This is a genomic window from Petrimonas mucosa (genome assembly GCF_900095795.1).
GTDB classification, from domain to species: Bacteria; Bacteroidota; Bacteroidia; order Bacteroidales; family Dysgonomonadaceae; genus Petrimonas; species Petrimonas mucosa.
Map to the genome: position 1 here is coordinate 1100035 of NZ_LT608328.1, position 15084 is coordinate 1115118.

Below are 15084 nucleotides of genomic sequence, written 5' to 3' on the forward strand. Positions count from 1 at the left end.
TAGAAATGATTTGGGATTCATACTGAGTTGATAGAGTTAAAATGTTTTAATTATGATTGAATGGTTTACTTTATCGACAACTTGGCAGCTACGGGCAGGTGATCGGAGGGATACCGCTCGCCGTTATAGGTATCGGTAACTGTTCTGAAAGCCGAAACCTGAAACTTGTCGTTTATAAAAATATAGTCCAGTTGCATCTCGGATTTGCCATGGAAACGTCCTCCCATATAGGTTGCCCGGGGACCCGCAACCTGGGGGGCAACCAGTGAACAGTCAGTCAATACACTCCTCAGTTTCTGGATCTGTACCATATCGGGTGTGGAGTTGAGATCCCCCATAAAGATTACCGGGTTGTTCTTGGCAATTTCTTCAATCTTGGAGATGACCAGATCTGCCGATCGCTCTCTAGCCTTCTCATTCCTGTAATAAAAATGGGCATTGAAAAGAAAGAAAACCTTTCCGCTTTTCACCTCCCTGAATTTCAGCCATTGACAAATTCGGGTATCGGTGGCATCCCATCCTATGGAGTGTTTCTCGGGTGTTTCACTTAACCAGAAGAGCCCGTCGTCGAGCAACTCAAGACGGTCGGCCCTGTAGTAGGTGGCACAGTTGTGCAACTTGCCGTCAGACCCGCCATATGGATAGGCAATATATTGATAATCGCTCAGAAGAGTCTTCAGTTCGTTCAGCTGTTTTGGGGTGCCTTCCTGGGTTCCCACGATATCGATCCCGTGATCGAGAATCAGTTTTGCGAGAGGCGCCTTTCTCTTCTCCCATCCGTTTCCGTCCTCATAGTCGGCTTTTGATTCATATTTGATGTTGTAGGAGGCAACCGTCATCACATTCTCCTCGGACGGAACAACCACCTTCACCACATCATCCATCTCTGTGCGCAGTTTCGGGGAGAGGGTGAAGTTGATGAACCCGTCCATGTATATGTAAGGAATTGGTTCGCCAGTACGGAGCAGTGTTACCGATATCGGTTCACGGTCTGTCCGGAGCGAGACCTGTTTCTGGAATGATGGCAACAGGTGCAGGTACCAGTTGTTGCCCCGGGTGGTGATCATTACGTTGCTTCGTTCTACGCCGGGTGAAGGACCGGCACCGATTACCGATTCTCGGCTGTGTGACATCCAGGCTGCGATGGCCTCCATGTTTCTGTAGTAGTTCGGATGCATCTCCCCGTTACCGTCGGGACCTACATTCGGGAGGAAATTTCCACCCAGTGAACGGCTGGCAACGAGATGTTCAAAGAACCAGGCGTATGGTCTGAACTTGCCCGTTTTGTCGTGTCCCCAACCGCCGCCGCCTGACGTCCAGATGTCGCAGTGCTCCCACCAACGTGATGGGATATAGCTGGGAAGGATACACTCGAATGGTGTGGTGAAGTCGCCGATCCGCATACCGGTACCGTCTGGATCATCGGGGTTCACGATGTTCGACCAGCGGTCGTTTACCACAATCCCTGGTTGTAGGGAGCGGATCCAGGCATAGATCTGATTCGTGTGCATGTCGCTCACCCCCCTGAAATACATTCCGTCGAGCCAGAGGATATCGATCTTGCCGTACCGCGTCAGGATCTCTTCCATCTGGGCAAGGACAAAAGCGAGAAACCTTTCGTACAGTTGGTAGTTTGCCACGGAATCGGTAATGGCCGGCACTTGATGCCTTGTATTTGCATCAAACTCGACCGGATGCATCAGTCCCGGGAAATGCCAGTCCCTGGGGGAGAAATAGAAGCCGACCTTCATGCCGTTTTTTCTGCAAGCATCCACATACTCCCTGATCAAATCCCGCCCCTGTATGTACTGACTGGTTCCAATACCATACCTTGATGGCCATAGGGCATAACCGTCGTGATGCTTGGTGGTAAGCACCGCATAGGTAAATCCTGCCTCCTTGGCTGCCTTTAGCCATTTGTCCGGATCATACTTCTGAGGATCAAACTGGTCGGCCAGCGCATAGTAACGGTCGGGAGGCGCAACTTTACCTCCGTACCTGTAATGGGATATCATGTCCCACGATGGTTGTGCTCCTACAACGCTATGGATTCCCCAATGCATGAAAAGTCCGAGGCTGGCGTCAGGAAACCATTGCGCCTCATGATGCGGATTCGGGAATGTAGGCTCTTCCTTTAACGGCGTTGCAATTACCTTTCTTGCCCTCTCAATATCTTTCTGGCTGATCCGGTAAGATTCCGGAAAGCTGTTGAGCTGTGCTGATGATGCTAATGTTGTTGCACATAACAGCAACAGCATCATGAATCTGGTCTGGATAGGTCTTCTTCTGGTCATCTTTAAGTTTTTATTTAAAAAATCGAGACGGATTATTGAATTACAATGGTCTGCTTTTTATGGAAATCATCCTGAAACAGGGTGAAATGGACGGTGCCGTTTTCGTACACCCACTTATCCGTGGTGATGTTGTTCAGCAGTAACTGGGTGGGTCGTGAGCCAGTGAATACCCTGAGTTCCCACGTCCGTTGCAGTGGCATTCCGTCGTAACTGCCCACGACAGCGTTGAGAGTGATTGTTGTCTCTTTCCCGCTCTCCCTACAGTCGATCTTTGTCTTTGATAATTTCCCCTCCTCATAAGCAAAGGTTATTCCATCATCTTCCCAAAGGGTATAGCTGCTTGTTTGGTGGGGGTAGATCCTCAGCTCAATGGTGTCGAGCGGATGTTCACCGATGAATTGAGACGGTTTCTGGTAGGGAATAATGGCCCCTTCGCGGATAAAGAGCGGACCTCCCCTCGTTTCCGGTACGTTAGCCTTGACGATCCTGTTGCCGGCAACCTTTTCGCCGGTCCAGTAGTTGATCCAGTTCCCTTTCGGCAAATATAGGGAGTCGCTGTAGATAGCCACCAGCAGATGCTCTCCAAACATATATTGGTTGATGATGTTATCCACTGCGCGATCATCCGGGAAAACCAGCGGCATCGCCCGCGCGATGGGAATACCGGTCTGGCTACCCTGCAAAGCTGCAGAATAGATATAGGGAAATAGGCTGTTCCTGAGCCTTGCATAGAAGCGGAACAGCTCTTTCTCTTCGGGTTTCATGTACCAAGGGTGGAGTAGATTATACCAGCTGTTTACCTGGATCCAGGGGAGAAAGAAACCCATGTGCATGGCCATCTTGTTGTCGGAAACATCTACCAAGACATCGGCCGAGCTGTTTAAAAATCCGCTTAGCCCCAGATTTAGCTGATCCAGCAGAGCTACCTTGCCACCACCGTTGTCCCCACTTGTCGCTGCTCCCCAATGCTGGGTGCCGGCGTATCCTCCGCAGTAGTGGTGGAATGAACGTATCCCCTTATGTGAACGGAAAGTTTCGTACATATGCTTGGGGAGCAGTACCTGATTCAGGTTGTGCATCTCTTTGTCCGTCTTCCCGTTGTAGTATTTCAGCTCCGGATGCTCATCAAGGGTGTGCGCCGGATCGAGCTTGAATCCGTCCACACCCTGGTCGATGAATCTGGTGAGGTGATCGAACCAGTGTTCCTTGCCAGAAAGGGGAGCTCCCCGTTTCCCTGCCAGCCTGTCCTCTTCGGCAATCGACATGTCGTGATCGATACAGAGCCAGAGGGCCAGTTTGAATCCAAGACCGTGTAGCCGTGATATGAAGAGGCTGGGGTGTTCATATTTCGGAAACATCTTCTTCTCCCAGAAGGGTTCGGCAGGGAACCTGTCGAAATTCCAGTTTTTTGATGTGGAGAAGTCGTACCGCTTCTCCATCCATTGCGGTTCGAGCCAGAAGATGTCGCAAGGAATCTGCTCTTCCCTGAAACGGAGGGCATCGTTCATGATATCGAACTGGTTTTCCATTTGGTTGCCACCGAATGCGAGTCCGTATGCCCATTTGGGCAGCAGATAGGGTCTGCCCGTAACCTGAGTGTAGAGATCGATCACATCTGACATCTCCTTGCCTAGGAACAGATAAAAGTCGGGAGCCCCTTCGCTGTTGTAGATATAGAGTTTCTCTTTCTGGAAACGTCCGATATCGAAATAGTTCTTCACCGTGGTGTTATTGAAGATTCCCCATCCACCCGAGCTGATGATGAATGGCGTGGGGTTCTCGGCTTTTTGGTATGTGGCCCACATCCGCAGGGCAGTTCCACGATGCTGGATGTTGGAGCGGCTTGTGCTCCCGCCGCCATAAAAACGCTCCTTTTCGTCGAGACTGATGCTGATTATTCCGGTTTGGGCGGGGTTTCCTGCTTCATCCGATGCCTCCATATTTACTGGAGCGTCTGTTTTTTCAGATCCGATAATCGCCTTTTCCTGACCCATCTCCTCGAAGTAGGAGCGGAGGGAGGCGCCCAGCTCCCCGGTTATCCTCTCTTCCGGTTTCATCCGTTGAATCTTTTTCACTACCTCTCTTCCCCGGTTATCGTGAAGTGTCATGTCACCTGTTACAGGATCAACGATGAGCCGGTATGAACTTGTGGAGATCAGGTGTTTTTCTCTCTCTCTTTTGTGGGTGACTTCAGTCGGTTCCCACTCTGTTTTGATGATTCCATACCGTTCCATCAAGGTTTCCTGGAATTTACCCGTTGAGGAGAACCTGATCCGGAATATTTCGTTGCTGCATACCTGGATGCGCATAGTCTCTCCGTTCGAGAGGGGGATATCAAATATGGATAAACGATTGTCCGCATGCAGCTGACAGTATGAACCGCAGGTCAACCAGACAATTGCGGTGATAAAAAGGAACCTGGTGTATTTTTTCATCTGTTTCAAGGAAGTTTATGCAAGTTTTCGAATGTTACTTTCCAGTTGCCATCGTTCGGGAACCCGGGGGCTGCATCTTCACTGCAACCATCCCATCCTGCGGCCATCATGGCAATGGCTGTAAGTAACCCCCCGTTGGAGGGGAAATAGGGATATGGTGATCCTTCGCCGTAAGCCAATCCATGTTCATCGAAGATGTAATTGTCGTGCAGCAGCAGATCAATCGCCAGTTCCGGTCGGCCAAGCCGGACTGCTGTCATGGCGAGCATTGGGAAGTCCCATCCCCAGATACGCCTGAAATTCCAGGAGGAGAGGATCTTGTCGAAGGTGTTTTCCAGTACCTTCCGGTCGACACCATCTCCTGGCAACATGCCGTAAATGCCAATGATGGCGGGATGTTCAAAGGTATATTTGCTCCACATGTCGGGAATGCCCTCGTATAGAACGTAGAGGCTATCCTCCATTGGGTATGGTGATAGACGCTGATACACCGTGTCGATCGGGGGAGGTACCACGCTATCGAGTCTCTGGTACCACGTTTTGGCCGTCTTCAGTCCGTAGCGCCAGTAACCCAGCTCAAACGTGGGATTGAAGGTATCGCCATACTTCGTGTTTTCCGATACGGGAACGATGGGTGGTCCCAGTACATACTCCCCCTTTTCCGGATGGTAATAGGCAAAGGAGGCGAGAAACTCGGCCGTACTGAAAACCACATCACTCCATTTTTTCAACGTCTTTCGGGTTGGGTTCTGCCGATATTCCAGTTCGGCAAAGTAGATGGGGTGTGGTTGCTGCCAGATCAGGAAGGCATGGGCGATATCGGGCCACTCCACATTGGTATAAGCAGTACATTTGGGCCATTTTGCCCCGTTAAATCCTTCTCCTTTGGCCCTCATTCTGGCTGTTTCCAGAAAATCCCGATAGATTGAGAGGCTCTTGTCGGCCAATTCAAGGTTATCCCACAGTGGCCAGTGTACCAGGTGCCACCAGATCATCTCGAAGTGGAAACGGCCATACCAGCCGTTGTTGTTTACCAGTCCACTCTCCTGTGGAGGCAAGGATCCCGATTCATTTGTCTTCATCAGGTAGCGCGACAGGACAATGCGCCTCTCCAATTCAAACCAGCGTTCATCCTTGCTGCCCGAGAGGTCGATTGCCGCTCCCGATTCCCAGAAACGCTTCCAGCCCTTTTTACTGGCTTCAAGTGTTGCTGTTGCGGTAACCCTCTTTTTGCGGATCTCCTTGGGTGAAAATTCACAGGTGAAGGCCATCCTCTCTCCTTCCGGGGCCAGTCTGAAGGTGTGCATGGTGCCTTCCACTTCCGAGAAGTTTGCAGGAGTATCCCAGGAGAGGGTGGAGTAGTAGCAATCCTGGTCGAGTCTCCTGGTGAAATTTACCTGTCGATTGCCCCGACTATAGGTTGTTGAGTGGTTGTCGGGCTCATTCCAGATGCCGATGTAGTTGCCTTTCCGGCTGTTGGCGGCAGAAGCTCCGGGAAAGGAGATCTCCACCGCCAGCCTGTTGAGGCTTATCAGGCGGGATTCCACCGAAACCGCAATGAGGTCTCTTTCGGGGTGACAGGCCGTATATACCTGTACAGGAATACCGTCAATTTCAAAATAACTGGAGATGATGCCTGTCCAGAGGTCTACCTCCTGTTGACAATGTTGCAGGTCGTCCATCTGCACCTCCTCACCCTGCTCGTCCAGCAATGAGAATGCGATCCGCCCCAGGTTGATCCGATGGGGATTTCCTGTCAGCCAGTCGGAGATCATCCTCTGCTCTTCGTTCTCCTCATTTCGAAGAGGGTAGGTGACCATCTTGCCGTTCTGTTCTACCTGCTGTCCCCTGAAATTCCCAATCTCCACCCCCTCCGGTACGGGATCTGAATGCCAGCCCCATTGCGACAGGGTGTTGAATGGAACAAAAGTCTGGAGACCGGTGAGATCGACCCCAAAGGCGATCTCACCGTTTCCAACTTGTGCGGGACTTCGTTTACTGAATCTATCCGACTTGATGTTGTGGCGAGTAACTACCGCCTTCCGGTTGATTCTCTCCGGCACATTTGCATGGTTGCTCCCTGCTAACAGGATGAGCAGGAATAAAAATAGAGCCCTCATTGAAATAGCGGCTATTTGACTGTTTTTTTCATCGGCTTGCTACCCATTTTGAAGAGCAACTCTCCTCCCCCCGCCAGTTCGCTGTGGAGCAGGGTGTAGTCCCTGATGGGTTTGCCGTTTATCTCCACACGTTGTACATAGATATTTTTCTCACTGTAGTTTTCCACCTTGATCCGCAGCTCCTTTCCGTCCTGGAGTTGTATGGTGGCCGCTTCAACCGAGGGTGAACCGATGGCATATTGACCCGATGCGGGGGCCACCGGATAGAAGCCCAGCGAGGAGAAGATATACCATGCAGACATCTGGCCGCAGTCGTCATTGCCACATAGCCCGTCAGGCTTGTTCAGATACATGGTTCTTTTGATCTGATGTACCCGTTCCTGTGTTTTCCAAGGTTTACCGGCCCAGTTGTAGAGGTAGGGTACATGGTGGCTCGGCTCGTTACCATGAACATAGCAGCCGATCAGCCCTTCCCTGGTCACGTCTTCGGTTTCTGCAAAGTATTTGTCCGGTAGGTACATGGTAAAGAGGGTGTCGAGATACCGGGTAAACCGTTCGTTCCCTCCTATCTTCCGGATCAGTTCCGGAACATCGTGCGGTACATAGAGCGAATAGTTCCAGGCGTTGCCTTCGATAAATCCCTCATTGGCCGTATGGAGCGGATCGAATGGTGCTTTCCAGCTTCCGTCGCTCATCTTGGCTCCGATAAAGCCGGTCTGCTCATTGAACAGCTTTTTCCAGTTTTCGGACCGCTTCATGAACTTTTCGGCCACCTCTCCGTTTCCGACAGATTTGGCCAACTGCGCGATGGTCCAGTCGTCGTAGGCATACTCCAGGGTCATGGAGGAGCCATTGGCGCTCTTGTCGAAAGGGACATATCCCAACTTCATGTAGTCATCGAGGTTGCCATATAGGGGATAGCTTGCCGAGGAGACTGATGCGGCCAGTGCCCGGTGCGGGTCAAAACCGCGGATGCCGTTGATCCAGGCGTCGGCAATGACCGGTACGGCATGGTAGCCGATCATGCACCAGTTTTCGTTTCCGAAATGGCTCCATACCGGCAGCAACTTATGTACACTCTGGTCGTAGTGGGCCAGCATCGAGTTGATCATATCGGAGGTCCGTTCGGGCTGGATGATGGTCAGTAGGGGATGCAACGCCCGGTAGGTATCCCACAATGAGAAGACCGAGTAGTTGACAAATCCTTCAGCCTTATGGATCTGGTGGTCGATTCCGCGGTATTGGCCATCCACATCCATATACTGCACCGGATTGATAAAGGTGTGATACAGTGAGGTGTAGAAGGTCTCTTTCTTTTCCGGTGTGGCTTGAATCCTGATCCGCTCCAGCTCCTTCTGCCATTTTTCCCGTGCTTCATCTCTGGTCCGTTCGAAATCGAAATGAGGCACCTCGGCGTAAAGGTTCTTCAGTGCGCCTTCGGTGCTGACGGCCGAGAGGGCAAACTTGATCTTGATCTTCTCGCCCGCTTCGGTCTTAAAGTCGAAATGGGTCTTGAGTTTTCTGCCACCCATCTCGGGGAAATTGTTTTCCTGGTCAAACTTACGCCAGAAACCGCGGTATACCTGTGTCTCGTCGTTGCGGCAGCCGTAATTCTCGATCGGTTTGGAGAAGACCATGGCAAAATAGAGGTAGTTGGTCCGTGCCCAGCCGCTGGTGATGCGGTAACCGGTCACCAGCGTGTCGTTGTGTACCCACACTTGCGACCAGAGCACCTTGCCGTCATAGTTGTAGATGCCGTGGGTCAGATCGAGAATGATATGGGCATCATCGCTTTCGGGAAAGGTGTATTGATGGAAGCCCACATGTTCGGTTGTGGTCAGTTCGGCTGCAATCTGGTAGTCTTCCAGGGCGACACGGTAGTAGCCGGGAGTGGCCGTTTCGGTTCCGTGGCTGAAACGCGACCGGTAACCGCTTTCAGGTTTTTCGGCAGTTCCGGGGTTCAACTGCAGTTTCCCGGTAGTGGGCATGATCAGAAAGTCTCCCAGGTCGGAATGGCCCGTACCGCTGAAGTGGGTATGGCTGAACCCCACAATGGTGGGATCACTGTATTGATAACCTGCACAGTAGCGATAAACAGTGCCGGTATATTTCCCCTCTACGGCATAAGGAATGGTGTCGGTATCCGGACTGAGCTGCACCATCCCGAAGGGGACAGTGGCGCCGGGAAAGACATGCCCCATCTCCTGGGTGCCGATCATCGGGTTCACATATCGGGTCAGATCCTCTGTCTGATTCTGAGAGGATAACGGTCCGCAGGCGACAGCCGTGCATAAAAGTAAAATCGATAATTTCCTGAACATATTCTTCTGTTTTATTGGTCTGTTTCTCTTCCCATCTTTTCAAACGGAACCGGTTCAAATCGGGGTATCTTTTCAAATACCGCGGATCCCGGTCTGAGGGTAAAGTTTTGATTCTCCTTGTCGACGAACCCGGGATCTTCATGGGTAATCCAGTTGTCACGGGTGAAATCGAGAAACGGTTTGTTGGCATTCACCCCTTCATGCACTTTCAGGATAACCTGGTTGACATTGACGAAAAGGTTCCTGTCGACCCGGTTTCTCTTGGGAAAGGCGGGGTCCTCGTTCCAGTAATTGGCCAGTTCGGGATAACGTACACTGTATGGGGGCTGGTCATGCCTGATCTCTGCCAGTCGTTGTTCGATGACACCTCCCGGGGCAATCATCCCTTTGGCCCATTCAAAAGCCTCCATGCGATTGTCAACCTTGATGGCTACCTGACAGTCGATGAAGATGTTGTTGGTGTAGCTGTTGTCGCTACCTCCCCCGATCAATACCGGAAAGCGGCCGGCCCGGTAAAAGATGTTGCCATGAACCGTCATGCCGCATGCCCCATCGTCATGATAGACGGCGGTGGTACGGAAGTTGTCACCCAGGTCATGAATGTAGTTGTACCGAACGATATTGCTCCTTTCCGAGGGATTCCGGCCATAATAGATGGCTCCCACATCATCGGTCTCCAGACATACATGATCTATCTCATTGTATTCAATCAGGTGATCGTTCCCGGTGAGCAGGATGGCCACATGAGGAGAGTTGTATATCTCATTGTGGGTAATACGGTTCCCCACTCCTGAAATGGTAACGGCACCACAATAGGTTTTCGCGATCCGGTTAAAGTCGTGAATGGAGCAGTTCTCAACATAGTTGAGTCCCGGTTCAAGGGTTTGGCGGTCGCCTCCCGACAATATGACTCCTCCCCGGCCGGTATTGTGGATGGTACAGTTCACCACACCATTCTCCCTGCTGGCAAGCAGCATTCCATCCGCCGACGGCGTTGTGCTGTCCTGGATGCTGATGGCATATCCGCCCAGGTTTCTGAAGGTGCACTCCTTGATGATACATCGGCGTGTCCCCTGCAGTTCCACTCCGTTCAGCCTGCTGTTTTCGAACAGAATTCCCCGAATGGTCACATCCACCGAACCGTTCATCACGATGAAGGGCTCTTCCAGCAGGGAAAGTTCAATCTCCCCCACACTGCCCGGGTTGAAGAAATAGAGGATCCCCTCCTCCCGGTCGATATAGTATTCGCCGGCCATATCCATCTCCTCCTTCACGTTGTAGGCATACCAGCGGCTCCAAGGTTTGCCCGATTCAAATCCGTAACGGTGGGGATGTAGAGTGGTGATCATTTTTTTTACCGTATCGATGGAGGCCAGCCCGATCGCGTCGTCCGCCCAACCGTACCTGAAATAGCCCGATATCCAGATCTCCTCCGGGGTTGACCAGCCTGAAGGTTGCTCCGTTTCATAGGTGAAAACAGCACCCCGGTTGCTCTGATCGCCCTCTGCTGCAACTGCACCCCTGTCGAGCACCTTCCCGATGGCGATCATCGAGTCGTTGGGCCATCGTGCCAGCTGTCCCGGTTGCCCGTCAATGAAGAGCTCCATTCCCGCGGGGGTGACCGGCCTTTGAAACCCGACAGGGTGGAGGGTGCCGTAGTCGGTAATATTCAGCTCCTTGAGCGGGACCATTAAAATATCTCCCCCTTTCTCCTCACCAGACAGCTGATCTTTCTCAGTACCGGAAACCGGCAGGATGGAAGAGGGATCGATGGATATGCTCCCCTTGAAGGTAACCCTTTCATCACGGTAGGGGAGTATCTGCAAGCCACTGTCCTGTTCGGTAAACCGAAGAGCCTCCCTGATAAAATAGTCTCCTTCCCGGAGTATGATGGCATAATTGCCCCTCTCTCCCAGGACTCTTTTTTTCCTGACATGATCCCTTGCTGCCTCAATGGTGGAAAAGGGATCCTTTTTCGATCCTGTTCCACCCCCTTCTGCCCGTGCAGAAACGTACACCTGGTAACGTTCTGCACAGGAGAGAAGCATCAGTGACAAAAGTAGTAAAAAAGATGATCTAAAAGCTCTTTTGGTCATTTCCTTTGGAGTTGCAGTCACTTTCTGAACTGGAGTTTCTTACCGGCAGCGTTGATGGACTGCTTGACCGTCACTCTCTTTGAAGGCTTGTCTGAAACCAGTTCGCTACCGGAGGTGTCGAAATAGGAGTCGCCGAGGGTTACGCCGTCGCAGCCGGAGATGACCATCCCCTTGCTTCCGGGCAGCGCCTTGCTCTCCACGGTGATGTTGTTGACGGTGACATCTTTGCAATCGGTATAGACCTGGGCATCACCACAGGCATCACGCAGGATAATACCCTCCAGCTTGACATTGTTGCAACCGTTGAAGTGGATCAATGCCGGTCTGGTTTGTAAGTCGCTCTCCTTGAGAAACCCTTTTTCAACCTGGGTAGAGATGCTTTTCAATACCCCCTGGCCATGCCCCTCGATAACACCCTTACCGGTGATACCGATATTTTCGACACTGTCTGCCAGGATGAGGGCCGGAGTGCCATTAAGACTCAAGTAATCGTAGGCCGATTGAAAGGCCACCAGTATGGCTCCTTCGTGCAGCTGGATCGTTACATTGGGTTTCAGTTGGAAACTGCCGGTAAGGTAGCGTCCCACATAGAAGTTGAGCTGGCCGCCGCCATTGGCACTAATATGGTCGATTGCATACTGGATTGACGCGGTATTCAGGGTCACCCCATCCGATTTGATGCCAAACAGCGAAGCCTTGTAATCCTTTGCATGGATGGTCAGCGACAGGATGAGAGCAGTGAAGATGATAGCTATTTTTTTATTCATTTTCTTCTTCTGATTAAATGGTTGAATGATCAAAACGAACCTTACCGGATCGTCACATTTTTGGAACGGTGTTGAATGATCTGTTCTTTCCCTTTACTGTCGGGTTCAACAAACTCAACGTTTTGGAAAGTGGCGCCATCTACGTTGTCGATGACAATCGAGGGACGGTAATCCTTCTTCTCGGCAACCAACCTTACATTGTCGAATACCACGCCGTCGGCATGACGCACATAGAATCCCCAGGCCGGCAACTCTTTCCATTGTGAGAATTCGGGATAGCGGTCACGCATGTCGGGGATGCTGTCCAGTTCAGCCGGAGTTATTCCACGGTATGCATAGAGGGGGTTGCCGGCACCGGGATGGACAATCTCGATGTTTTTCAATACCACATCCTGGATTTTATGGTCTGGGAGACCGAATATCACTGCAGGAGAGATGTTGCGAGGATTGTCCTCCACCGGTCCCTCGTAGCTGTATCCAGCGTCGGGTTTGTTAAAGGGAACCTCGGCATAGACGTTGGAGATGCGGACATTCTTCATGCTGGGTTGTTTGCCGCTGCTCCAGCGGTCCCCGATGCGTAGGAAGATCACATTTCCAGTATTGATGGAACGGATGCTGTCCACCTCGATATCCTCAACTATTCCACCGTCCACGGCAGCAAAAGTGATGGCTGAGCGGAAGGTGTCGAATATGGTTACATTTTTGATCTTAAAGTTCCGGAACCCACCACGTGATACGGTGCCGAACTTGATCCCATTTGCGCTGGAGCGTCCCACGCAGTTCTCCACTACCACGTTCTGGCAAATGCTGTTGGCATCGTGCGACTTGAAACAGATCACATCGTCCGCCGCATCGAAGTAGGAGTTCTTGATGATTACCCCGTCACAATCCACGATATCGATTCCGTCGTTGTTCCAGTAGGCTTTGCTGTCCACGTAGATGCCATCCACATATACATTCTTGCACTGGTCATATGTCTGGTTCCAGCTTGCCGGGTCACGAAGGGTGATGCCGGTGATGGTGACGTTGACACACTCCCGGAAATAGATATTCTCGGGGCGTCTCCACTCCCTCGGTCTGTCCAGCATAAGCTCATCCTCAAAAACACCGCGGTGAATCAGGCTGACCAGGTTGTTGGCCGTAGTGAATCCGCGGCCGTTGATGGTTCCCTTGCCGGTAATGCCGATATTTTCCTGGTTGATGGCAAAGATCATGGAAGACCATTTCACCTTGGGGTCGATCACATAATCGAGGGGATTGGTAGATCCCAGGATGGTTGCTCCAGGTTCCAGGTGCAACGTTACGTTCGATTTCAGATAGATGGTGCCGGTAACGTAATTGCCAACCTGGAAGACGAGACGGCCACCGCCATTTTGGTTGATGTAATCGATTGCCCGTTGAATGGTTCGCGTGTTGACCGTAATTCCGTCGGCTTTGGCGCCAAAATCGGCTACATAGTAATCTTTTGCCGGGAGATGCGTGGCAAACAGGACAAATATAAGTGAGAAAATCAGGTTTATCTTATTCATGATTATTGCTGTTTGATAAATGAATCTGGCTTTTGCTTATTTTTGGATGATCTGGGTAGATTTGTGCTTGACAAGCTTCTTTCCTCCACCCGGAACATTGTACTTGACACCGGACAAGGCTGCTCTCTTCACGTCGTCAAATACAACTGCCGCACGATACTCCTTCTCCTTTGCCGTGAACGTTACATTCTCGAGGGTGAGGTTGCTGGCATGGCGCACATAGAGTCCCCAGGCCGGCAACTCTTTCCATTGTGAAAATTCGGGATAGGCTTCAACCATTTCGGGAATTCCATCCAGATCTGCTGGTTTAGTTCCGCGATAGGCATAGTTTGGATTGCTGCCACCCGGGTATACGATCTCGATGTTGCGCAAAGTGACATTGTTGATATCAACACCCGGAATACCGTGGATGATGGCCGGAGAAACATTCCGGGGAAGATCCTCGATCGGACCCTCGTAGCCGTAGCCGGTGTCGGGTTTGGTGGCCGGGATCTCCACGTACATATTCTGGATGGTGACATTGTCGATGGTCCCTTGCCGGTCGGTGTTCCACCGTTTCCCGATGCGCAGGAAAATGGCATTGCCGGTATTGTAGGCATAGAGGCTGTCGACAAAGATATTTTCCACTTTGCCACCGTCGGGGGCGGCAATGGTGAAGGCTGAGCGGAACGTATCGTACACCTTGTTATTGATGATGCGGATATTTTTGTATCCACCCGAGGTGACGGTGCCGAACTTGATACCGTTGGCGCTTGAGCGGGCCACACAATTGCGGACTTCGATATTTTCACACCGCTTGTTCTTGTCGTGCGATTTGAAACAGATGGCATCATCCGATGCATCGATAAAGGAGTTGCTCACCACAACATCTTTACAGTCGACGATATCGAGCCCGTCGTTGTTCCAGAACACCTTGCTGTCGACGGTAATCTTGTCGATCAACAGCTTCTCGCACTGATCATAGACCTGAACCCAGTCTGCCGTATTCTTGATGGTGATCTCTTTTATTTCCACATTCTTGCACTCGCGCAGATAGATCCCTTTCGGCCTTCTCTGTGCGGGACGGTCGAGTTTCAGCTCATCCTCGATGATCCCTTTATGTACCTGATCAACCAGGTTGTACGCCACCGAAGCCCCCTGGCCGTCGATCACCCCTTTGCCGCTGATCGAGATATTTGAGGCATTTTTGGCATAGACCAGTGCAGTGTAGGGTGGATTGTCGATATTGTAATCGTAGATGTTGGTCGATCCCACCAGTATGGCACCCTCCTTGAGCACGATATGGACGTTGGATTTCAGTTCGATGGTGCCTGTAAGGTACCGTCCCACGTAGAAAACCAGCGTGCCACCTCCCTTTTCGTGGATATAGTCGATCGCTTTCTGTATGGAGGTGGTGTTCAGTGTTGTTCCGTTGGATTTAATACCGAAGTAGGATGCTTTATATTCCGCTGCCGACAGGTGCAGAACAGAGAGCAGTGCCAGTGTTAGAAAGATAGCTTTTATTCTTTTCATTGGTTTATAT

General features: G+C 51.3%; 8 protein-coding genes. All 8 read right to left on the minus strand.

Annotated features, from left to right (window positions below; all coding sequences use genetic code 11):
- Positions 1 to 65: 65 nt before the first annotated feature.
- Positions 66 to 2294: an alpha-L-fucosidase gene (locus tag ING2E5A_RS04310; RefSeq protein ID WP_071136345.1), complete on the minus strand. Its 2229-nt coding sequence runs from the start codon at positions 2292 to 2294 to the stop codon at positions 66 to 68.
- 32 nt (positions 2295 to 2326) lie between these two features.
- Positions 2327 to 4729, minus strand: a complete 2403-nt coding sequence (locus ING2E5A_RS04315) for a glycoside hydrolase family 31 protein (RefSeq protein WP_071138192.1) — start codon at positions 4727 to 4729, stop codon at positions 2327 to 2329.
- A 5-nt stretch (positions 4730 to 4734) separates the two neighbouring features.
- Positions 4735 to 6849: a hypothetical protein gene (locus ING2E5A_RS04320; protein ID WP_071136346.1), complete on the minus strand. Its 2115-nt coding sequence runs from the start codon at positions 6847 to 6849 to the stop codon at positions 4735 to 4737.
- Between the two features lie 11 nt (positions 6850 to 6860).
- Positions 6861 to 9170, minus strand: a complete 2310-nt coding sequence (locus ING2E5A_RS04325; RefSeq protein ID WP_071136347.1) for a GH92 family glycosyl hydrolase — start codon at positions 9168 to 9170, stop codon at positions 6861 to 6863.
- Between the two features lie 11 nt (positions 9171 to 9181).
- Positions 9182 to 11218, minus strand: a complete 2037-nt coding sequence (locus ING2E5A_RS04330; RefSeq protein ID WP_161941950.1) for a right-handed parallel beta-helix repeat-containing protein — start codon at positions 11216 to 11218, stop codon at positions 9182 to 9184.
- A gap of 65 nt (positions 11219 to 11283) precedes the next feature.
- A complete protein-coding gene (locus ING2E5A_RS04335) occupies positions 11284 to 12033 on the minus strand; it encodes a glycosyl hydrolase family 28 protein (RefSeq protein WP_071136349.1) in 750 nt (249 codons plus the stop codon).
- A 41-nt stretch (positions 12034 to 12074) separates the two neighbouring features.
- On the minus strand, positions 12075 to 13562 hold the full coding sequence (locus ING2E5A_RS04340) for a glycoside hydrolase family 28 protein (protein WP_071136350.1): 1488 nt from the start codon (positions 13560 to 13562) through the stop codon (positions 12075 to 12077).
- Positions 13563 to 13598: 36 nt separating this feature from the next.
- Entirely contained in the window at positions 13599 to 15074 is a 1476-nt protein-coding gene (locus ING2E5A_RS04345) for a glycoside hydrolase family 28 protein (RefSeq protein WP_071136351.1), read from the minus strand.
- Positions 15075 to 15084: the final 10 nt, after the last annotated feature.